3 protein-coding genes are annotated in these 24,705 nt (G+C 75.6%); all 3 read left to right on the top strand.

The window, feature by feature from the left end; all coding sequences use genetic code 11:
* A partial coding sequence (locus FB454_RS30315; RefSeq protein ID WP_377649534.1) for a phosphopantetheine-binding protein occupies positions 1 to 687 on the top strand: 687 nt, incomplete at its 5' end.
* Between the two features lie 245 nt (positions 688 to 932).
* Positions 933 to 1,793 carry a metallophosphoesterase family protein gene (locus FB454_RS30320; RefSeq protein WP_145823990.1) on the top strand — a complete coding sequence of 287 codons (861 nt, stop codon included), beginning with the start codon at positions 933 to 935 and terminating at the stop codon, positions 1,791 to 1,793.
* Positions 1,794 to 2,117: 324 nt separating this feature from the next.
* On the top strand, positions 2,118 to 24,680 hold the full coding sequence (locus FB454_RS30325) for a type I polyketide synthase (protein ID WP_145823991.1): 22,563 nt from the start codon (positions 2,118 to 2,120) through the stop codon (positions 24,678 to 24,680).
* Positions 24,681 to 24,705: the final 25 nt, after the last annotated feature.

Below are 24,705 nucleotides of genomic sequence, written 5' to 3' on the forward strand. Positions count from 1 at the left end.
CAGCGGGCGTTGGATGGTGGTGAGGGGCAGGTGGTGGTGGCGGATGTGCGGTGGGATCGGTTTGTGCCGTCGTTCACGGCGTTGCGTCCGTCGCGTCTGTTCACCGACATCCCCGAAGCACAGCCCGCACAGGCCGAGGAGGCGCCGAAGGGCGAGGACCGCGGCGCGGCGTCGGCGCTGCGCGAGCGGCTCGCCGCCGCCTCCGGGTCGGAGCGCGACCGCATCCTGCTCGACCTGGTCCGCGGCACCGCCGCGGCGGTGCTGGGACACGCCACGCCGAGCGGGATCAGGCCCGCCCGCGGCTTCCTCGAACTGGGCTTCGACTCGCTCACCGCAGTCGAGCTGCGCAACCGGCTGACCGCCGCAACGGGCATCGGACTGCCCGCCACCCTCGTCTTCGACCATCCCACCCCGAACGCGCTCGCCGGTCACCTGCGGGCCGAGTTGGCGCCCGAGCAGCCGGCGTTGCCGATCGTGGCCGAGATCGAACGCCTCGACAAGCTCCTCGGCGGGCTGCCGGGCGACCAGGTCGACGACGCGGTCGTCGGTCGGCTGGAGGACCTGCTGACCCGGTGGCGGGGCCGACCCGCCGCCACCGCACCGGCGCCGGCCGCCGCAGAGGAGTTGGAGTCGGCCAGCCGGGACGAGCTCTTCGACATCATCCAGCGGGAGTTCGGCAAGTCCTGAGCGGACACTGCCCGACCCCGGGCGGGACGGGCCGGGGAGAGGGACACCCGACGGCGCCGGACGCCTGACCGGCGCCGTCGGGCAGGCGCGGCTGCCTAGGGGTCCACGTATCCCGTCTAGGGGTGTGCCGGTGCGGGCCCGGCTCCGTAGGGTCGGAGCACGCCAGGCCGTCTCGCCCTGCCCACCGGCAGCCGAGCGGTACGGATGTGGGTGCGTGCGGTACCCCGGATGGACGGGAGGTCCGCATGGCCGGATCCGGCTTGCCTCAACTGCTCGCCATCAGTGACCTGCACGTGGTGCACGCGGAGAACAAGGCCATCGTCGAGCGGCTGCAGCCGGAGCGCGACGGCGACTGGCTCGTCGTCGCCGGCGACGTCGGGGAGTTCGTCGGCGACATCGAGTGGGCGCTGGGACTCCTCAGCCGCCGCTTCGCCAAGGTCATCTGGGCCCCCGGCAACCACGAGCTGTGGACTCCCCGCGAGGACCCGATCCAGCTGCGGGGGGACGCGCGCTACCAGCACCTGGTGCAACTGTGCCGGGGGCTCGGGGTCATCACCCCGGAGGACCCGTACCCCGTCTGGGACCAGCAGGGCGACGACCCGGTCCTGATCGCGCCGCTGTTCCTGCTCTACGACTACACCTTCCGGCCCCCGGGGACGTACACGAAGGAGCAGGCCCTGGCACGGGCCCACGAGGTCGGCGTGGTCTGCACCGACGAGATCCTGCTGCATCCGGACCCGTACCCGACGCGGGACGCCTGGTGCCGGGCGCGGCTGGCCCTGACGGAGCGGCGGCTGACCGCCGAGCGCGGCGGGCTGCCCACCGTCCTGGTCAACCACTTCCCGCTCGTGCGCGAGCCCACCCGGATCCTGCGGTACCCCGAGTTCGCCCAGTGGTGCGGCACCGAGGCCACGGCCGACTGGCACGTCCGCTTCGACGCCCGCGTCGCCGTCTACGGCCACCTGCACATCCCGCGCACCACCTGGTACGACGGGGTCCGGTTCGAAGAGGTCTCGGTCGGCTACCCACGGGAGTGGCGCCGCCGCTCGACGCCTCCCGGCCGACTGCGCCGCATCCTGCCGTCGGCCGCCGGACAGCCCGCCTGAGCGGCCCTCGCGGCGCTGGTCACCGCCGCTCGCCGGGCCTGCCGCGACGCCGCTCGCGGGCCGGTCGATCAGGGGTTCTCTAGGGGTTGGGCGGGCCTTTGGCGCTCAGTACCGTCCAGTCACGGTGGCGGGCATGTGTCGGCGGACCTGTCCGGCGTGGCGGGCGCCTGAGCAGGCACGACAACCGGAATCAGGAACAGGTGTGGGGTCCGTGAGCCGAACGGCCGCGTCTCCGCCCACCTGTGCACGAAGCCGGCCGTCGGCGGTGGTGTGGTCAACGAATCGGCAGATTCCGATCGATAGCAAGCTCTGGGCGGGTGGGTCATGGCGGACGAAGACAAGCTCCTCGAACACCTGAAGTGGGTGACCTCCGAGCTCCGCCTGGCGCGTCGGCGCCTGACCGAGCTGGAGGACGAGGACGCCGAGCCGATCGCGATCGTCGGCATGGCTTGCCGTTTCCCCGGCGGCGTCGCCTCACCGGAGGACCTCTGGGACCTCGTCGCCGGCGGGGTGGACGCCACCGGCACGTTCCCCGACGACCGGGGCTGGGACCTCGACGGGCTCTACGACCCCGACCCCGACCACCCCGGCACCACGTACAGCAACCGGGGCGGCTTCCTGCGCGACGCCGGCCTGTTCGACCCGACCCTGTTCGGGATCTCGCCGCGCGAGGCGCTGGCCATGGACCCGCAGCAGCGACTCCTGCTCGAGGTGACCTGGGAGGTCTTCGAGCGGGCCGGCATCGACGCCGCGTCGGTGCGGGGCAGCCGCACGGGGGTGTTCGTCGGCACCGCGGGGCAGGACTACACGTCCGTGCTGCGGCAACTGCCCGAGGGCACGGAGGGCTACGTCCTCACCGGCACCGCCGCGAGCGTCATGTCCGGCCGGCTGGCGTACTCCTTCGGGCTGGAGGGGCCGGCCGTCACCATCGACACCGCCTGCTCCTCGTCGCTGGTCGCCCTGCACCTCGCCGGTCAGGCCCTGCGCGACGGCGAGTGCTCCCTCGCCGTGGCCGGCGGCGTCACAGTGCTGGCCACGCCGGGTGCGTTCGTCGAGTTCTCCCGCCAGCGGGGGCTCGCCTCCGACGGGCGGTGCAAGGCGTTCTCCGCCGACGCCGACGGGACCGGCTGGTCCGAGGGCGTCGCCATGCTGCTCGTCGAGAAGCTCTCCGACGCCCGGCGCAACGGGCACCCCGTCCTGGCGGTGATCCGGGGCAGCGCCGTCAACCAGGACGGCGCCAGCAGCGGACTGACCGCCCCCAACGGCCCCTCGCAGCAGCGGGTCATCCGGCAGGCGCTGGAGAACGCCCGGCTCAGCCCGTCCGACGTGGACGCCGTCGAGGCGCACGGCACGGGCACCCGGCTCGGCGACCCGATCGAGGCACAGGCGCTGCTGGCCACGTACGGGCAGAGCCGCACCGCCGACCGCCCGCTGTGGCTGGGCTCGCTGAAGTCGAACATCGGCCACCCCCAGGCCGCGGCCGGCGCCGGCGGCGTCATCAAGATGGTGATGGCGATGCGGCACGGCGTGCTGCCGCCCACCCTGCACGTGGACCGGCCCTCACCGCACATCGACTGGTCGACCGGCGCGGTGGCCCTGCTCGACGAGGCGCGCCCGTGGGCCGGCGGCGAGCACGTCCGCAGGGCCGCCGTGTCGTCCTTCGGCATGAGCGGCACGAACGCCCACCTGATTCTGGAGCAGGCGCCGGCCCCCGACCCGGCCGGCGACGACGCCACCTGGTCCCGTCGTCCCACCGTCGTGCCCGTGCTGCTCTCCGCCGCGCAGCCGCCCGCGCTCGCCGCCCAGGCCGACCGGTGGGTCCGCCGGCTGACCGGCGACGAGCGACAGCGCCCGCTCGACGTGGCCTTCTCCTCGACGGTGGCCCGCACGACGCTCGACCGGCGCGCGGTGCTGCTCGCCGAGGACCGCACGGGTCTGCTGGCGGGCCTGCGGTCCCTGGCGGCCGGCGAGCCGTCGGGCATCGTGGTCGCCGGCCAGGCCGGGGACCGGGGTCCGCTGGCGGTGCTCTTCTCCGGCCAGGGCGCGCAGCGCGCCGGCATGGGCCGTGAGCTGTACGCCGAGTTCCCCGTCTTCGCCGCCGCCCTCGACGAGGCGTGCGGGCACCTCGACCGGGTTCTGCCGCGCCCGCTCAAGGAGGTGCTGTTCGCACCGGAGGGCTCCGCCGAGGCGGAGCTGCTGGACCAGACCGCGTTCACCCAGGCCGGACTCTTCGCCGTCGAGGTGGCGCTGTTCCGGCTGGTCGAGTCGATGGGCGTCGCGCCGGACTATGTGGGCGGGCACTCGATCGGGGAGATCGCCGCCGCGCACGTGGCCGGGGTGCTGTCGCTCCAGGACGCCTGCCTGCTGGTGGCGGCGCGGGGCCGGCTGATGCAGGCGCTGCCGTCCGGCGGGGGCATGCTCGCCGTGGCCGCCGACGAGGCGGCCGTGGCGGAGTCGATCGCCGGGCTGACCGACCGGGTCGGCATCGCCGCCGTCAACGGCCCGGCCTCCGTCGTGGTCTCCGGCGCCGTCGACGCCCTCGACGAGGTCGAGCGCGTCTGGCGGGACCGGGGCGCGCGTACCCGCCGGCTGACCGTCAGCCACGCGTTCCACAGCCCGCTGATGGCGCCGGTGCTGGAGCGCTTCCGCGGCATCGTCGAGCGGCTGACCTTCGCCGCGCCCACGCTGCCGATGGTGTCGAACGTGACAGGTGCGCTCGCCGACGCCGACGAGATCCGCACCCCGGACTACTGGGTTCGCCACGTCCGCGAGGCGGTCCGCTACGCCGACGGGCTCGCCGCGCTGCGCGACGCCGGGGTCGACACGTTCCTGGAGGTCGGGCCGCGGAGCGTACTGACCGCGATGACGGCCGACGCGCTGCCCGGCGACGACGTGCTCGCCGTCGCCGCCCAGCGCCCGGACCGGCCCGAGGCGCAGGCGCTGCTGCACGCCCTCGCCGAGCTGCACGTGCACGGGGTGCCGGTGTCCTGGCGGGAGTGGTTCGCCGACACCGGCGCCGCCCGGGTCGACCTGCCCACGTACGCCTTCCAGCGGGAGCGGTTCTGGCCCGAGGTGCTGCCGTGGCGGGTCGGCGACGTGTCGGGCGCCGGCCTCGGCGTCGCGGGGCACCCGCTGCTCGGCGCGGCGGTGCGGCTCGCCGGCGACGACGAGGTGGTGCTGACCGGCCGGCTGTCGACGTCGACGCACCAGTGGCTGGCCGACCACGTGATCGCCGGCGCCGTGGTGGTGCCGGGCACCGCCCTGGTGGAGCTGGCGGTCCGCGCCGGCGACGAGGTCGGCGCGTCGCGGGTACGGGAGCTGACCGTGGCGGCGCCGCTGGTGCTGCCCGCGTCCGGCGCGGTACGCGTCCAGGTGCGCGTCGGCGCGGCCGACGAAGCCGCCGTGCGGACGGTGTCCGTGTACTCCCAGCCCGAGGACGACGAGACCGAGTGGGTGCGGCACGCCGACGGCCTGCTCGAACCGGTGTCGACCGACGAGCCGGGCCTCGGCGAGTGGCCGCCGGCGGGCGCGACCGAGGTGGACCTGACCGGCTGGTATCCGGCACTGGCGGAGCACGGCCTGTCGTACGGGCCGGTGTTCCAGGGCGTACGGCGGGCCTGGACGGCCGACGGCGAGGCGTACGCCGAGGTGGCGCTGCCGGACGGGACGGCCGGCGAGGCGGGCGCGTTCGGGGTGCACCCGGCGCTGCTGGACGCCGCGCTGCACCCGGTGGCGCTGCTGCTCGCGGCCGAGGCCACGGGCGGCCCGCGCGTGCCGTTCGCGTTCGAGGGCGTGCAGGTGCACGCCTCGGGCGCCCGGACGCTGCGGGTGCGGCTGACCCGGGACGGCTCCGGGGTGCGGCTGGTCGCCTGCGACGGCTCGAACGCGCCGGTGGTGTCGGTGGACTCGCTGGTGCTGCGGGAGATGACCGCGACGGCGACCCGGGGCGCCGCCGCCCGCTCGCTGTACGAGGTGACCTGGCAGGCGGAGCAGATCGACGGCGTGGACGACCTCGCGGGCTGGGCGGCGCTGGGCGGTGCCGTCCCGGCCGCGCTGGCGGAGCTGCCGGTCTTCGCGGACGTGGCGACCCTGGCGGCGGCCGGCACCACGGCCCGGCAGGTGCTGCTGCCGGTGCCGACCGGCGACCCCGGCGTCGCCGTGCCGGAGGCCGTACGGACGCTCACCGGCTCCGTCCTGGACGTGCTGCGCGCCTGGCTCGCCGCCGACGCGCTGGCGGAGTCGAAGCTCGTGGTGGTGACCCGCGGCGCGGTGGCCGCCGCGGACGACGACCGGGTCGGCGACCTGGCCGCCGCGGCCGTCTGGGGCCTGCTGCGCTCGGCGCAGTCCGAGCACCCGGGGCGGATCGTCCTCGCCGACATCGACGGCGAGCTGACCGCCGCGACCCTCGCCGTGCTGGCCGGGGCGGCGGTCGACCCGTCGGTCTCCGGCGGCCAGCTCGCGGTGCGTGGCGAGCGGACCCTCGTGCCGAGGCTGGCGCGACCCGCGGGCGACGAGCTGACGCCGCCGCCCGGCCCGTGGCACCTCGCCCCCGTCACCGGCGGCACCCTGGACGGGATCGCGCCGGTGCCGGCCGCGCCCGCCGAGCTGGGCGAGGACCAGGTGCGCATCGCGGTGCGCGCGGCCGGCGTGAACTTCCGTGACGTGCTGATCGGGCTGGGCATGTACCCGGATCCGGCGGCCGTGCTGGGCAGCGAGGGCGCGGGCGTCGTGATCGAGGTCGGCCCGGGCGTGACCGACCTGGCTCCCGGCGACCGCGTGCTCGGCATGTTCGAACTCGGCTTCAGCCCGCAGGCGGTGGCACACCGGCAGCGGATCGCCAGGATGCCCGCCGACTGGTCCTTCACCCAGGCCGCGTCGGTTCCGCTGGTCTTCCTGACCGCGTACTACGCGCTGCGGGACCTCGCCGGGCTGCGGGCCGGTGAGTCGGTGCTGATCCACAACGGCGCGGGTGGCGTCGGGATGGCCGCGATCCAGCTCGCCCACCACCTCGGCGCCACCGTCCACGCGACGGCGAGCCCCGGGAAGTGGGGCGTGCTGCGGGAACTCGGGGTGGCCGAGGAGCGGATCGCGTCGTCGCGGACCGTCGAGTTCGAGCAGACCTTCGGCGCGGCCACCGGCGGTGCCGGCGTCGACGTGGTGCTCGACGCGTTGGCCGGTGAGTTCGTGGACGCGTCGCTGCGGCTGCTGCCGCGCGGCGGCCGGTTCGTGGAGATGGGCAAGGCCGACGTACGCGACCCCGAGACGGTCGCCGCCGGGCACCCGGGCGTCACCTACCGCGCGTTCGACCTCAACGAGGCGGGCAGCACCCGTATCGGGGAGATGCTCACCGAGCTGCTCGACCTGTTCGCGCGGGGCGCGCTGCGCCCGCTGCCCGTACGGGCGTGGGACGTGCGTCAGGCCCGGCAGGCGCTGCGGCACGTCAGCCAGGCCCGCCACGTCGGCAAGGTGGTGCTGCGCATCCCCGCGCCCGTGGACCCCGAGGGCACCGTACTGGTCACCGGCGCGGCCGGAACCCTGGCCGGCGTGTTCGCGCGGCACCTCGTCGTCACCGGCCAGGCCCGGCGCCTGCTGCTGGCCTCCCGCCGCGCACCCGGCCGGGACGACGCGTACGCCACCCTGCTCCGGGAACTGACCGACGCGGGCGCCGACGTCACCGCCGTGGCCGTCGACGTCAGCGACCCCGCCCAGGTCACCGAGCTGGTCGCCGGGATCGACCCGGCGCACCCGTTGACGGCTGTGGTGCACACCGCCGGGGTGATCGCGGACGCGACCATCGGTTCGCTGGACGAGTCCGCTCTGCGTACGGTGCTGGCGCCGAAGGTGGACGCGGGTTGGGTGTTGCACGAGGCCACCGCGCACCTGGACCTGTCGGCGTTCGTGCTGTTCTCGTCGGTGGCGGCCACCCTCGGCTCGCCGGGGCAGGGCAACTACGCGGCGGCGAACGCGTTCCTCGACGCCCTCGCCGAGTACCGGCGCGAGCAGGGGCTGCCCGCCACCAGCATCGCCTGGGGCATGTGGGCCACCGACAGCACGATGACCGCCCACCTCGACGGCGACGACCAGCAGCGGCTGCGGCGCGTCGGGATGAGCCGGCTCTCCCCGGCCGAGGGCGCCGAACTCTTCGACGCCGCCCTGCCGGCCGCCCGGCCGGTCGTCGTCGCGGCCCGACTCCACGTCACCGGCGAGGCCAGCGGTGTGCCGCCGCTGATGCGGCACCTGCTGCGCGGCGGCGGCCGACGCCGTACCGCCGGCGACCGGCCGACCGCCGGCGCGTCGTGGCGCGACCGACTCGACGGCCTCTCCGAGGCCGATGCCCGCCAGGCGCTCGTCGACCTGGTCTGCGGCCAGGCCGCCACGGTGCTGGGGCACGCCTCGGCGCAGTCGGTTCCCGCCGCCCGGGCCTTCAAGGACCTGGGCTTCGACTCGCTGACCTCGGTGGAACTACGCAACCGCCTCGGTGCGGCCACCGGGCTGCGACTGACCGCCACGCTGGCCTTCGACCACCCCACCCCGGCCCGGCTGGCCGAGCACCTGTTCGCGCAGCTCGGCCCGGCCACGGGCACCGGCGCCACCGTCCGTACGGTCGTCACCGCCGACGCCGACGAGCCGATCGCCATCATCGGCATGGCCTGCCGTTACCCCGGCGGCGTCGCCACCCCCGAGCAGCTGTGGCAGCTCGTCACCTCCGGGGCCGACGCCGTCGGCGACTTCCCGGCCGACCGCGGCTGGGACCTCGACCGGCTGTACGGCACCGACGGCGACCAGGCCGGCGGCACCGTCACCCACCAGGGCGGCTTCCTCTACGACGCGGCCGACTTCGACGCCGGCTTCTTCAACATCAGCCCCCGCGAGGCCCTCGCCATGGACCCGCAGCAGCGGCTGCTGCTGGAGACCGCCTGGGAGAGCTTCGAGTACGCCCGCATCGACCCCGCCGCCCTCAGCGGCACCGCCACCGGTGTCTTCGTCGGCGCCGCCTCCTCCGGCTACGCCACCAGCGGACGTGACGACCTGGACGGCCTCGAGGGGCACCTGCTGACCGGCACGGCGGGCAGCGTCGCCTCCGGACGGGTCGCCTACATGTTCGGCCTCGAAGGCCCGGCGGTCACTGTCGACACCGCCTGCTCCTCGTCCCTGGTGGCGCTGCACCTCGCCGCCCAGGCGCTGCGCGGCGGCGAGTGCGACATGGCCCTGGCCGGCGGGGTGGCACTCATGGCGCAGCCCGGCATGTTCTCCGAGTTCTCCCGGCAGGGCGGGCTGGCCCCCGACGGGCGGTGCAAGGCGTTCGCCGCCGGCGCGGACGGCACCGGCTGGGCCGAGGGCGTCGGCATGCTGCTCGTGGAGCGCCTCTCCGACGCCCGACGCAACGGCCACCGGGTACTCGCGGTGCTGCGCGGCTCCGCGGTCAACTCCGACGGCGCGTCGAACGGGCTGACCGCCCCGAACGGCCCGTCCCAGCAGCGGGTCATCCGCCAGGCCCTGGAGAACGCGCGGCTCGACCCGGCCGACGTGGACGCCGTCGAGGCGCACGGCACCGGCACCGTCCTCGGCGACCCGATCGAGGCGCAGGCGGTGCTGGCCACCTACGGGCAGGACCGCGCCGACGGCGAGCCGCTCTGGCTCGGCTCGATCAAGTCGAACATCGGCCACTCCCAGGCGGCGGCCGGGGTGGCCGGCGTGATCAAGATGGTGCTGGCGATTCGGCACGGCGTGCTGCCGCCGACCCTGCACGTGGACCAGCCCTCGCCCCACGTCGACTGGAGCGCCGGGGCCGTCGCCCTGCTCACCGAGGCCCGGCCGTGGCCCGCCGTCGACCGGCCGCGCCGGGCCGCCGTGTCGTCGTTCGGCATCAGCGGCACCAACGCGCACACCATCATCGAGCAGGCGCCCGACGAGCCGGCCCCGGCGACGCCCGCGCCGGCGGGGCACGTTCCCGGCCTGGTCGGGCCCGCCGCCGTACCCCTGCCGGTCTCCGGCAGAAGCCCCCGCGCGCTCCGGGCGCAGGCCGCCCGCCTCGGCGAACGGCTCGCCGGCGACGCCGGCCTCGACCCGCGCGACCTCGGCTTCTCCCTGGCCACCCAGCGGGCGCACCACCCGTACCGGGCGGTCGTCGTGGCCGCCGACCGGGACGACGCGCTCGCCCGCCTGGCCGCCCTCGCCGACGGCGACAGCTCCCCGGCGGGCGCGGACGCCGCGTCGAAGGTCGTCTTCGTCTTCCCCGGCCAGGGCTCCCAGTGGACGTCGATGGCGCTGGACCTGATGGAGACCTCGCCGGTCTTCCGGCAGCGGATGGGCGAGTGCGCCGAGGAACTGTCCCGGCTGGTCGACTGGTCCCTGGAGGACGTGCTGCGGCAGGCGCCCGGCGCGCCACCCCTGGACCGGGTGGACGTGGTCCAGCCCGCGCTCTTCTCCGTCATGGTGTCCCTCGCGCAGCTCTGGCGCTCGTGCGGCGTGGAACCGGCCGCCGTCGTCGGGCACTCGCAGGGGGAACTCGCCGCGGCCTGCGTCGCCGGCGCGTTGACCCTCGCCGAAGCCGCGCGGCTCGTCGTGGCGCGCAGCCGCGGCCTGCTGGCGATCGCGGGTCGCGGCGGCATGGTCTCCGTCCCGCTCCCGGCCGCCGACACCGAGCGGCTCATCGCGCCGTGGCGGGGCAGCCTCTCCGTCGCCGCCCTCAACGGCGTCGCCGTGACAGTGGTCGCGGGCGACTCGGCGTCGGTCGCCGAGCTGCTCGCGCACTGCGCCGAGCGCGACGTCCGCGCCCGTCAGGTCGCCGTCGACTTCGCGGCGCACAGCGGCCACGTCGACCCGATCCGCGACGAGGTGACCGCCGGGTTCGGCACTGTGGACCCCCGCACCAGCACCGTGGCCTTCCACTCCACCGTCACGGGCGAGCCGATCGACACCGCCGGGCTCGACGCCGACTACTGGTACCGCAACCTGCGGGAAACAGTCCGGCTGGCGCCGGTCGTGGACCAGCTGATCGAGCAGGGCTTCCGGACCTTCGTCGAGGTCAGCCCGCACCCCGTACTCAAGATCGCGGTGCAGGACGCGCTCGACCGGGCGGCCGGCGGCGGCGTGGTGGTGGGCTCGCTGCGCCGCGACGAGCACGGGCCGCGGCAGCTGCTGGCCAACCTCGGCGAGCTGCACGTCGCCGGTGTGCCCGTCGACTGGTCGCGCGTCTTCGCCGGCTCCGGCGCCACCCCTGTCGACCTGCCCACGTACGCCTTCCAGCGGGCCCGGTTCTGGCCGGCGCTGGACCGCTCCGCCACCGGCGACGTGTCAGGCGCGGGGCTGGGCGCGGCCGGGCACGGGCTGCTCGGCGCGGCGGTGCGCCTCGCCGGCGACGACGAGGTCGTGCTGACCGGCCGGCTGTCGGCGTCCACGCACCCGTGGCTGGCCGACCACGTGGTCGGCGGCGCCGTGGTGCTGCCGGGCACGGCCCTGGTCGAGCTCGCGGTGCGCGCCGGCGACGAGGTCGGCACCTCCCGGGTGCGGGAGCTGACCGTCGCCGCGCCGCTGGTGCTGCCGAACCCGGGCGCGGTCCGCGTGCAGGTGCGCGTCGGCGCGGCCGACGGCTCCGGAACCCGGAGCGTGGCGGTGCACTCGCAGCCCGACGGCGACCCCGGGGACTCCTGGACGCGGCACGCCGACGGTCTGCTGGAGCAGGCCACCGACGAGCCGACGCTGGGCTCCTGGCCGCCGGCCGGGGGCACCGAGGTGGACCTCGCCGGCTGGTATCCGGCGCTCGCGGAGCGCGGCCTGGCCTACGGGCCGGCGTTCCGGGGCCTGCGGCGGCTGTGGACCGCCGGCGACGAGGCGTACGCCGAGGTCGCCCTGCCGGACGAGGCGGCCGACGACGCCGCCGGCTTCGCCGTGCACCCGGCGCTGCTGGACGCCGCCCTGCACCCCGTCGGGCTGCTGACGGCCGAGCGCTCCGGCGGACCGCGCGTGCCGTTCGCGTTCGAGGGCGTGCAGGTGCACGCCTCCGGCGCCAGGACGCTGCGGGTACGGCTGACCCGGGCGGGCTCGCGCGTGCGGCTGGTGGCCGGCGACGAGTCCGGCGCGCCCGTGGTGTCAGTCGAGTCGCTCGCCATGCGGGAGATGACCGACGCCACCGGCGCGGAGGCCGCGCAGCGGTCGCTGTTCGAGGTGACGTGGCCGGTCGAGGCGGTCACCCCGGCGCGGGACGTCTCCGGCTGGGCGCTGCTCGGCGACGGACCCGCCCCGGCGGGCCTCGCCACGCCGGTGTTCCCGACCGTCGACGAGCTGACCGCGGCGGTCGCGGCCGGCACGGTCGAGGCGCCCCGCGCGCTCGTGGTCCCCGTGCCCGCTGGCACCCCGGAGGGCGACCTGCCCGACCAAGTCCGTACGGCCACCGCCCGTGTCCTGGCCGTGCTGCACCGCTGGCTGGACAGCGAGGCGCTGGCCGACACCACGCTCGTGGTGCTGACCCGCGCGGCGGTGGCCGCCACCCCGGCGGACGCGGTGCGGGACCTGCCCGGCGCGGCGGTCTGGGGTCTGCTGCGCTCGGCGCAGTCCGAGCACCCGGGGCGGATCGTCCTCGCCGACGTCGACGGGGACCTCACCCCGGCCACCCTCGCCGTGCTCGCCGCCGTCGCCGAGAACCCCTCGCCGACCGGCGGCCAGGTGGCCGTACGCGGCGACGAGGTGCGCACGCCCCGCCTGGGCCGGCCCGCCGGCCAGGCCGCCGACGAACTCGTCCCGCCGGACGGACTGTGGCGGGTCGGGGCGGTCAGCCCCGGAACCCTCGACGGTGTCGGCATGGTGCCCGCCACCTCCGTCGCCCTGGACGCGGGTCAGGTGCGCATCGCGGTGCGCGCGGCCGGCGTGAACTTCCGTGACGTGCTGATCGGGCTGGGCATGTACCCGGATCCGGCGGCCGTGCTGGGCAGCGAGGGCGCGGGCGTCGTGATCGAGGTCGGCCCGGGCGTGACCGACCTGGTCCCCGGCGACCGCGTGCTCGGCATGTTCGAGCCGGCCTTCGCCCCCGAGGTGATCGCCACCCGCGACCTCGTGGCGAGGATCCCCGCCGGTTGGTCCTTCGCGCAGGCCGCCTCCGTGCCGGTGGTGTTCCTGACCGCGTACTACGCGCTGCGGGACCTGGCCGACCTGCGGGCCGGTGAGTCGGTGCTGATCCACAACGGCGCGGGTGGCGTCGGCATGGCCGCGATCCAGCTCGCCCGGCACTGGGGCGCGACGGTGTACGCCACCGCCAGCCCCGGCAAGTGGGGCGTGCTGCGGGAACTCGGGGTGGCCGAGGAGCGGATCGCGTCGTCGCGGACCATCGAGTTCGAGCAGACCTTCGGCGCGGCCACCGGCGGCGCCGGGATGGACGTGGTGCTCGACGCCCTCGCCGGTGGCTTCGTGGACGCGTCGCTGCGGCTGCTGCCGCGCGGCGGCCGGTTCGTGGAGATGGGCAAGGCCGACGTACGCGACCCCGAGACGGTCGCCGCCGGGCATCCGGGCGTCACCTACCGCGCGTTCGACCTCAACGAGGCCGGGCACCGGCGCATCGGGGAGATGCTCACCGAGCTGCTCGACCTGTTCGCGCGGGGCGCGCTGCGCCCGCTGCCCCTGCGGGCGTGGGACGTACGCCAGGCCCGGCAGGCACTGCGCCACATGAGTCAGGCCCGCCACATCGGCAAGGTCGTCCTGCGGGTGCCCGCCCCCGCCGACCCGGACGGCACCGTGCTCGTCACCGGCGCCGGTGGCGCCCTCGCCGGCGTGTTCGCCCGGCACCTCGTCGCCACCGGCCAGGCCCGGCACCTGCTGCTGGCCTCCCGCCGTGGCCCCGAGCACTACCGGGAGCTGGTCGACGAGCTGACCCGCGCGGGCGCCCGCGTCACCGCCGGCACCGCCGACGTGACCGACCCCGCGCAGGTGACCCGGCTGCTGGAACTGGTGGACCCGGGGCACCCGTTGACGGCTGTGGTGCACACCGCCGGGGTGATCGCGGACGCGACCATCGGTTCGCTGGACGAGTCCGCTCTGCGTACGGTGCTGGCGCCGAAGGTGGACGCGGGTTGGGTGTTGCACGAGGCCACCGCGCACCTGGACCTGTCGGCGTTCGTGCTGTTCTCGTCGGTGGCGGCCACCCTCGGCTCGCCGGGGCAGGGCAACTACGCGGCGGCGAACGCGTTCCTCGACGCCCTCGCCGAGTACCGGCGCGAGCAGGGGCTGCCCGCCACCAGCATCGCGTGGGGGCTGTGGGCCACCAGCAGCGCCATGACCGCCCACCTGGGCGGCAGCGAGCACCGCAAGGCGATCCGCGCCACCAGCGCCCCGCTGACCGACCGGCAGGGTGTGGCGCTGTACGAGCTGGCGCGACAGCGCGACGCGGCGCACCTCGTCCTCATGAACCTGCCGCCGGCGTCGCGGCCGACCGGCCAGAACGTGCCCAGCCTGCTGCGGGACCTCGTCCGCGCGGGCGGACCGGCCCGGCGCGCGGTGGGTCGCGGCCTCGCGGACACCGCCTCCGTACGGGACCGGCTGGCGACGCTCGGCCCGGCGGAGCGGCGCTCCCACCTGCTCGACCTGGTGGCCACCAGCGTGGCTGCAGTGCTCGGGCACCGCTCGGCCGAGACCGTCGACGCCCAGCGCGCCTTCAAGGAACTGGGCTTCGACTCGCTCACCTCGGTGGAACTGCGCAACCGGCTCTCCGCCGCCACCGGCCTGCGGCTGCCCGCGACCGTGGCGTTCGACTACCCGACCCCCGTGGTGCTCGCCGAGTTCCTGGACCGGGAGCTCGGCGGCGCGGCGACCGTGGACCGGCCCGTGGCGGCCGGCGCCGCCGCCGCCCTCGACGAACCGATCGCCATCATCGGCATGGCCTGCCGGTTCCCCGGCGACGTGCAGACCCCCGAGCAGCTGTGGGACGTGGTCACCGCCGGCACCGACGTCATCTCGCCCTTCCCCACCGACCGGGGCTGGAACCTCGACGACCTGCGCGCCGGCGACCAGGACCCGGACGCCGTACCGCGGCAGGGCGGCTTCCTCCACGACGCCGCCCAGTTCGACGCCGCCTTCTTCGGGATCTCCCCCCGCGAGGCCCTGGCGATGGACCCGCAGCAGCGGCTGCTGCTGGAGACCTCCTGGGAGGCATTCGAGCGGGCCGGGATCGACCCCCACTCGGCGCGGGGCAGCAGCACCGGCGTCTACGTCGGGCTCATCTACCACGACTACGCCTCCCAGGCCGCCGGCGGCACCGACGACCTGGACGGCCACGTCGGCAACGGCAGCGCGGGCAGCGTCGCCTCCGGCCGCATCTCGTACCTGTTCGGCCTGGAGGGCCCCGCCGTCACCGTCGACACCGCCTGCTCGTCGTCGCTGGTGGCGCTGCACCTGGCCACCCAGGCGCTGCGGCAGGACGAGTGCCGCCTCGCCCTCGCCGGCGGGGTGAGCGTCATGTCCACCCCCGGCATGCTCACCGAGTTCTCCCGGCAGCGCGGCCTGTCGCCCGACGGGCGGTGCAAGGCGTTCGGCGCAGGCGCCGACGGCACCGGCTTCGCCGAGGGCGTCGGCATGCTCCTGCTGGAGCGACTCTCCGACGCGCAGCGCAACGGCCACCGGGTGCTCGCCGTCGTCCGGGGCAGCGCCGTCAACCAGGACGGCGCCAGCAGCGGCCTGACCGCGCCGAACGGCCCCGCCCAGCAGCGGGTGATCCGGCAGGCGCTCGCCAACGCCCGGCTCGCCACCACCGACGTCGACGCCGTCGAGGCGCACGGCACCGGCACCGCCCTCGGAGACCCGATCGAGGCACAGGCGCTGCTGGCCACGTACGGGCAGGGCCGACCGCAGGACCATCCACTGTGGCTGGGGTCGGTCAAGTCGAACATCGGCCACGCCCAGGCGGCGGCCGGTGTCGCCGGTGTGATCAAGATGGTGCTGGCCATGCGGCACGGCATCCTGCCGCCGACTCTGCACGCCGAGAAGCCGTCCCCGCACATCGACTGGACGGCCGGGTCGGTCGCCCTTCTCACCGAGGCGCGGCCGTGGCCGGCCGTCGACCGGCCCCGCCGCGCGGCGGTGTCGTCGTTCGGCATCAGCGGCACCAACGCCCACACCATCGTCGAGCAGGCCCCCGAGCCCGCCCCGGCGCAGGCCGCACCCGCCACGGGCGTCCCGGGCGACCTCGTCGCCTGCGTCCTGTCGGCCCGCGACGCCGCCGCCCTGCACGAGCAGGCGCGCCGGCTGCGGACCCTCGTCGACGGTGAGCCGGACCTGACCGTCGCCGACGTCGGCCGGGCGCTCGCCACCGCCCGCAGCGCCTTCGAGCACCGCGCCGTGCTGCTGCCCGGCGACCGCGCCGGACTGCTCGCCGCCCTCGGCGCGCTGGCCGACGACGAGCCCTCGGCCGCCGTCGTGCGGGGAATCGCCCGCAGCGGCCGCACCGCCGTCCTCTTCTCCGGTCAGGGCGCGCAGCGCGCCGGTATGGGTCGTGAGCTGTACGCGGCGTTCCCGGTGTTCGCCGCGGCCTTGGACGAGGTGTGTGCTCACCTGGATCCGCTGCTGCCGCGTGCGCTGCGGGAGGTGTTGTTCGCTGCGGCGGGTACGCCTGAGGCGGGGCTGCTGGACCAGACGGTGTTCACCCAGGCGGGGCTGTTCGCCGTCGAGGTGGCCCTGTTCCGCCTGGTCGAGTCGTTGGGTGTCGTGCCGGACCTGGTGGCCGGGCACTCCATCGGTGAGATCGCGGCGGCGCATGTGGCGGGTGTGTTCTCCCTGGCCGACGCGTGTGCGCTGGTCGCGGCGCGGGGTCGGCTGATGCAGGCCCTGCCGGCCGGTGGTGGCATGCTCGCCGTCGCCGCCGCCGAGGACGCGGTGGCCGAGTCGATCGTTCCGTTCGCCGACCGGGTCGGCGTCGCCGCCGTCAACGGCCCCACCGCCGTGGTGGTCTCCGGCGCCGCCGAGGCCCTCGACGAGGTGCAGCGGGCCTGGACGGACCGGGGTGTGCGTACGCGCCGGCTGACCGTCAGCCACGCGTTCCACAGCCCGCTCATGGAGCCGATGCTGGCCGAGTTCCGGCAGGTGCTCGACGGGCTGACGTTCCACTGGCACGTCCTGCCGATCGTGTCGAACCTGACCGGCCGGATCGCGGACCCCGACGAGATCGGCACCCCCGACTACTGGGTCCGCCACCTAAGGCAGACCGTCCGGTTCGCCGACGGGGTCGCGAGCCTGCGCGAGCGCAACGTCCGTACGTTCCTCGAACTGGGCCCCGACGCGGTGCTCGCCGGCATGGTGGGCGCCTGCCTGCCGGACGACGACGCGGCGACGGTCGTGGCGACCCTGCGCCCCGGCCGACCCGAGCCGGCGTCGCTGGTCCATGCGCTTGCGGAGCTGTACGCGCACGGCACGCCGGTCACCTGGACCGCGCTCCTGCCGGCCGGAACCCGCCCCGTCGACCTGCCGACGTACCCGTTCCAGCGGCAGCGCTTCTGGCCGGCCGTGGGCCGGCTGCGCGCCGGCGACGTCAGCGGCGCCGGCCTCGGCGTGGCCGAGCACGGGCTGCTCGGCGCTGCCGTGGACCTGGCCGGCGACGACGAGATCGTGCTGACCGGCCGGATCTCCCCGACCACCCACCCCTGGCTGGCCGACCACGTCGTCTCCGGCGTGACGCTCGTTCCGGGCACGGCCCTCGTGGAGCTGGCCGTCCGCGCCGGCGACGAGGCGGACCTGCCGCGGCTGCGGGACCTGACGGTGCTCGTGCCGCTGGTGCTCCCCGAGTCCGGCGCCGTACGGATCCAGGTGCGGGTCTCCGCGTCGGAGTCCCCGCAGCGTCCCGTCGCCGTCTACTCCCGCCCCGACGACGATCCCGAGGCGGGCTGGACCCGGCACGCGGAGGGCGTGCTGGAACCGGCCACGGCCGACGAACCGCAGCCGGCCGCCTGGCCGCCCGCCGGCGCCACCGAGGTGGACCTGACCGGCTGGTATCCGGCGCTGCTGGAACACGGCCTGTCGTACGGGCCGGCGTTCCAGGGGCTGCGCCGGGTGTGGACCGGCGAGGACGACGTCTTCGCCGAGGTGGTCCTGCCGGACGACGCGGCGACCGAGGCGGCGCGCTTCGGCGTGCACCCGGCGCTGCTGGACGCCGCCCTGCACCCGATCGGGCTGCTGCCCGGCACCGAGGAGTCGGGCGGGCCGCGCGTACCGTTCGCCTTCGAGGGCGTGCAGGTGCACGCCTCCGGCGCGAGGCTGCTGCGGGTGCGGTTGACCCGCAACGGCTCCGCGGTGCGGCTGACCGCCCGCGACGAGGCGGGCGCGCCGGTGGTGTCGGTGGACTCCCTCGTCCTGCGGGAGCTGACCGGCGTGGCCGCCCCGAGCGCGGCGTCGCGTTCCCTGTTCGAGGTGGCCTGGCAGGCCGAGGAGGCCGACCCGGTCGACGACGCGTCGGGCTGGGCGGTGCTGGGCGGGCCGGCCCTGCCGGGCGTCCCCGGCGGCCCCTCCGCCGAGACGATCCGGCAGCTGCGCGCCGCCATCGACGCCGGCATCGCCCCGCCGCGCCTGCTGCTCTTCACGCCGGCCGCGTCGCCCGCCGACGACGGCGACCCGGCGCGGACCGTCCGCACGGTCACCGCCGACGTGCTGGGCCTGGTGCAGGCGTGGCTGGCCGTCGACGCGCTGGCCGACTCGAAGCTCGTGGTGGTGACCCGGGGCGCGCTGGCCGTCCGCGACGGGGACCGGGTGACCGACCTGGCCGCGGCGGCGGTGTGGGGCCTGCTGCGCTCCGCGCAGTCCGAGCACCCGGGCCGCATCGTCCTGTCCGACGTCGACGACGCGGTCGACCCCGGCACGCTGGGCGTCCTGGCCCGCTTCGCCGCGGACCCGGCCGGCGGCCAGTTGGCCGTCCGCTCGGGCGCGGTGTTCGTGCCGCGTCTGGTGCGTGCGGTCGCTGCGGCGTCGGTGGAGGCGCCGGTCGTGGGTGACGGTGCGGTGGTGGTGACCGGTGGTACGGGTGCGCTCGGTGCGCTGGTGGCGGAGCATTTGGTGTCGGTGCATGGTGTGCGGTCGCTGGTGCTGGTGTCGCGGCGTGGTCCGGAGGCCGCCGGTGCGGGTGAGTTGTCGGAGCGGTTGTCGGCGTTGGGTGCGTCCGTGCGGGTCGTTGCCTGTGACGTGACGGACCGGGACCAGGTGTTCGGTCTGGTGGCCGAGGTGGCCGCCGGGGGTCGGCTGGCGGGTGTGGTGCACACGGCTGGTGTGTTGGATGACGGTGTGGTGGAGGGGCTGACGGCGGAGCGGTTGGCGGGGGTGTTGGCGCCGAAGGTGTCGGCGGGTTGGTTCCTGCATGAGGCGACGGCGGGTCTGGATCTCGACTTGTTCGTGGTGTTCTCGTCGGTTGCTGGTGTGCTGGGTTCGCCGGGTCAGTCGGGGTATGCGGCGGGTAACGCGTTCCTGGACGGGTTGGCGGTGTATCGGCGGCAGCTCGGGTTGCCGGCGGTGAGTCTGGCGTGGGGGATGTGGGACACGGCAGGCATGGCCGCCTCGATCGGCGGCAACGACCGGGCCCGTACGGCACGCGCCGGCCTGCGGCCGATGAACGCCCGCACCGGCCTGGAACTCTTCGACGCCGCCGTGGGGGCGGAGCGGGCGGTGCTGGTGCCGGCCGCGATCGACGTACCCGCGCTGCGGGCGGCAGCCGCCGGCGCGGTCGTACCGCCGATGCTGCGCAACCTGGTCGACGTGGCGACGACCCGCCGCCGCGCCGGCCAGGGCGCCCCCGGCGGCTGGGCCGGGCGCCTCACCGGGCTCAGCGCCGAGGAGGGCCTCGCACAGGTCGACGAGCTGATCCGGGGCCTGGTCGCGCAGGTCCTCGGGCACGGCGGCGCCGAGGCGGTGCCGGCGGACCGGGCGTTCAAGGACCTGGGCTTCGACTCGCTGACCGCCGTCGAGCTGCGTAACCGGGTGAACGGCGCGACCGGCCTGCGCCTCACCTCGACCCTGGTGTTCGACTACCCGTCCCCGCAGGTCCTGGCGGCCCACGTGTACGCGGAACTCGCCGGCACCCGACCCGGTGCCGTCGCGGCCGACGAGGCGACGGCCGGCGACGCCGACGAGGCGATCGCGATCGTCGGCATGGCCTGCCGCTACCCCGGCGGGGTGGAGTCTCCCGACGAGCTGTGGAGGCTGGTCAGCACCGGTGGGGAGGGCATCGGGGAGTTCCCGGCCGACCGGGGCTGGGACCTGGAGTCCCTGTACGACCCGGACCCCGACCACGCCGGCACCTCGTACACCCGCCACGGCGGCTTCCTATACGGCGCGGCGGAGTTCGACCCCGGCTTCTTCGGCATCTCGCCGCGCGAGGCCCTCGCCATGGACCCACAGCACCGGCTGCTGCTGGAGGCGTCCTGGGAGACGTTCGAGTCGGCGGGCCTGGACCCGTCGGGCCTGCGGGGCAGCCGGACCGGTGTCTTCGCGGGCGTCATCTACCACGACTACTCGACGCGCCTGATGGAGACGCCCGAGGTCGAGGGCTACATCGGCACCGGCAACTCGGGCAGCGTGCTGTCGGGCCGGGTGGCGTACACGTTCGGGCTCGAAGGCCCGGCGGTGACCGTGGACACGGCCTGCTCGTCCAGCCTGGTGGCGTTGCACCTCGCGGTGCAGGCGCTGCGCAGCGGCGAGTGCGACCTGGCGCTGGCCGGCGGCGTGACGGTGATGGCCACGCCCGGCACCTTCGTGGAGTTCTCCCGGCAGCGGGGCCTGTCGGCCGACGGCCGGTGCCGGTCGTTCGCGGCGTCGGCCGACGGCACGGGCTGGTCCGAGGGCGTGGGCGTGCTCCTGGTGCAGCGCCTGTCGGACGCCCAGCGCGAGGGCCGGAAGATCTACGCCGTGGTGCGGGGCACGGCCGTGAACCAGGACGGTGCGTCGAACGGGCTGACGGCGCCGAACGGTCCGTCGCAGCAGCGGGTGATCCGGCAGGCGCTGGCGTCGGCGCGGCTGTCGCCGTCCGACGTGGACGTGGTCGAGGCGCACGGCACGGGCACGACGCTGGGTGACCCGATCGAGGCGCAGGCCGTCCTGGCCACGTACGGGCAGGACCGGCCCGCCGACCGGCCGCTCTGGCTCGGCTCGGTGAAGTCGAACATCGGGCACGCACAGGCGGCTGCGGGTGTGGCTGGTGTGATCAAGATGGTCATGGCGATGCGCCACGGCCTCGTTCCGCCGACCCTGCACGTGGACGAGCCGTCCCCGCACATCGACTGGTCGGCGGGGGCGGTGGCCCTGGCCACCGAGCCCACCCCGTGGCCGCGGGTGGACCGGCCGCGTCGGGCGGCGGTGTCGTCGTTCGGGATCTCCGGCACGAATGCGCACGTGATCATCGAGCAGCCGCCGGCCGGGACGATCGAGGGTGAGGTCGTCGCACGCGAGGTGCCGGCGGTGGTGCCGGTGCTGTTGTCGGCCCGCGACGTGGCCGGGCTGTCGGCGCAGGCGGGTCGGTGGGCGGGGTGGCTGGCGGCCGGCGAGGCTCCGCGTGTGGTGGATGTGGCGTGGTCGTCGGTGGCGTCGCGGTCTGTGCTGGAGCACCGGGCGGTTGTGTCCGGCGCGAGCCGGGACGAGCTGTTGGCGGGTCTCGCGGCCGTGGCGGCCGGCGATCCGTCGGGAGCTGTCGTGACCGGCGCCGCCGGTCAGCGTGGTCAGCTTGCGCTGTTGTTTTCGGGTCAGGGTGCGCAGCGGGTGGGTATGGGCCGGGAGTTGTATGGCGGGTTCCCGGTGTTCGCGGCGGCGTTGGATGAGGTGTGCGGACACCTCGACCCGCTGCTGCCGCGCCCGCTGCGGGAGGTGCTGTTCGCGTCGGCGGGCACGGCCGAGGCGGAGTTGCTGGACCAGACCGTGTTCACGCAGGCCGGGTTGTTCGCGGTCGAGGTGGCGTTGTTCCGTCTGGTGGAGTCGTTCGGGATCGTTCCCGACGTGGTGGCCGGTCACTCGATCGGTGAGGTGACGGCGGCGTATGTGGCGGGTGTGTTGTCGCTCGCGGATGCGTGTGAGCTTGTGGCGGCGCGGGGTCGGTTGATGCAGGCGTTGCCGGCGGGTGGCGGGATGTTGGCGGTGGCGGCGGACGAGGCTTCGGTGGGGGAGTCGATCGCGGGGTTGGCGGACGTCGGTGTTGCGGCGGTCAACGGTCCGGCTGCTGTGGTGGTGTCGGGTGCGGTGGAGGCGTTGGATGAGGTGGAGCGGGTCTGGCGTGGGCGGGGTGTGCGGACGCGTCGGTTGGCGGTGAGTCATGCGTTCCACAGTCCGTTGATGGAGCCGATGCTGGCGGAGTTCCGGGCGGTGCTGGAGGGGCTGGCCTTCGCAGCGCCGTTGTTGCCGGTGGTGTCGAATGTGACCGGTGCGCTGGCTGACGCCGAGGAGATCCGCAGCCCGGAGTACTGGGTGCGGCATGTGCGGGAGGCTGTGCGCTACGCCGACGGGGTGACCGCGTTGCGTGAGACGGGTGTGGACACGTTCCTGGAGGTCGGCCCGCAGAGCGTGCTGACCGCGATGAACGCCGACGTGCTCGCCGAGGACGCGCTCGCGGTGGCCGTGCAGCGCCGGGACCGGTCCGAGACGCAGGCGTTGCTGCACGCCCTGGCCGAGCTGCACGTCCACGGCGTCCCGGTGTCCTGGCGGCAGTGGTTCACCGACACCGGTGCCGCCCGGGTCGACCTGCCCACGTACGCCTTCCACCGCGAGCGGTACTGGCCCGAGCCGGCGAGCCGACCGCGACAGACGGCGACCCACGACGGCGACGCCGACTTCTGGAACGCCGTCGAACGCGGCGACCTGAACGCCCTCGCCGCGCAGTTCGGCGACGACGGCACCGCCCTGGACGCCCTCACCCCGGCCCTGCCGGTCCTGTCGAACTGGCACCGGGCGCGTACGCAGCGGGCCGTCCTGGACGCGTGGTCGTACCGGGTCGGATGGAAGCGCACCGACATCACCGCCGAACCGGCGCGGCCCGGCGTGTGGCTGCTCGTGACGGCGCAGGACGACCTGGCGGACGGCACCCGGGCGGAGGCGGTGACCAAGGCCCTCGCCGAGGTCGGCGCCGACGTGGTCCGGCTCACCGTCGACCCGGTCGGCACCGACCGGGTGGGCCTCGCCCGACGGCTGGGCGACGCGCTGGCCGACGGCCCCGTCGCCGGCGTGCTCTCCCTGCTCGGCCTCCGCGACCAGCCGCACCCCGCCCACCCGGCCGTGCCGGTCGGGGCGGCCGCCACGCTGCTGCTGCTCCAGGCGCTGCACGACACCGGGGCGACGACCCGGCTGTGGTGCCTGACCCGGGGCGCGGTCAGCACCGGCGACGGGGACACCGTGCACGCCGTCGCCCAGAGCGGGCTCTGGGGCCTGGGGCTCGTGGCGGGCCTGGAACACCCCCACCTGTGGGGCGGGCTGGTGGACCTGCCCGAGCAGGTCGACGCGACGGCCTGGGACCGGCTGGTGCGGGTGGTGACCGGCGCCGGCGACGAGGACCAGCTGGCCGTGCGCCCCTCCGGGGTGTTCGTCCGTCGCCTGGTCCGCTCGGCACCCACCGTTCCCGACGCGGCGCAGCGGTGGCGGCCGTCCGGCACCGTGCTGGTCACCGGCGGCACCGGCGCGCTGGGCGCGCACGTGGCCCGCTGGGCGGCGGCCAACGGGGCGGAGCACGTCGTGCTGACCAGCCGCCGCGGCGAGCGCGCCCCCGGGGCGGCCGAGCTGTGCGAGGAGCTCACCGCCCAGGGCGTACGGGCGTCGGTCGTGGCCTGTGACGTCGCCGATCGCGACCAGGTGGCGGAGCTGCTGGCCCGCCTCGACGAGGATCCCGCGCCGCTGACGGCCGTGGTCCACGCGGCGGGCGCCGGCGAGTCCGGGCTGATCGCCGACACCGACCTGGCCGCGTTCGCGGGCGTGCTCGACGGCAAGGTGGCCGGCGCGCTGCACCTGGACGCCCTGCTCGGCGACCGGCCGCTGGACGCGTTCGTGCTCTTCTCCTCCATCGCCGGGGTGTGGGGCAGCGGCGGACAGTCCGCGTACGCCGCCGGCAACGCCTTCCTCGACGCGCTCGCGGAGCAGCGGCGCGGCCGGGGCCTGGCGGCGACGTCCGTGGCCTGGGGACCGTGGGCCGACGGCGGCATGGCCACCGGCGAAGCCCAGCAGATGCTGGCCCGGCGCGGCCTGACCGCCATGGCGCCGGCCGACGCCGTGCACGCCATGCGGTACGCCGCCGGCCTGCCCAGGGCGGCGCTGACCGTGGCGGACGTCGACTGGGCGGTCTTCGCCCCGGCGTACGCCTCGGCCCGCCCCCGGCCGCTGCTCGACGACATCGCCGAGGCCCGGGATGCGCTGCACGCCCACGCCGGGGAGCAGCAGCCCGGCGCTGCCGATGCCCTGCGGGAGCACCTGCTCACCCTGCCCCGCCCCGAGCGGGTCCGGCACCTGGTCGACCTGGTCCGTACCCACGCCTCGGCCGTGCTCGGCCACGCGGGCACGGACCGGGTCAAGCCCCAGCGGGCGTTCAAGGAACTCGGATTCGACTCGCTGACGGCGGTCGAGCTGCGCAACCGACTCACCGGCGCCACCGGCCTGTCACTGCCCGCGACCCTCGTCTTCGACCACCCGACCCCGGCCGTGCTCGCCGAGAACCTGCTCGACGGCCTGGTGCCCGAGGCGGCGCAGGCGGACGACGGCGACCCGGCGGAGGCGGCCGTCCGGCAGACGCTCGCGGCGATACCGCTGGCCCGCCTGCGCGAGGCGGGGCTGCTGGACCTGCTGCTCAACCTCGCCGACGCCGACGGCGGTACCGGGGCCGAGCCCACCGACGAGGCCCTGGACCTCGACGACCTCGACACCGACACCCTCGTCAGGCTGGCGCTTGACGGAACCGATTCCTGACCGTTGTCCCCAGTACGGAGCTCAT

The organism is Micromonospora sp. CNZ297, assembly GCF_007827625.1.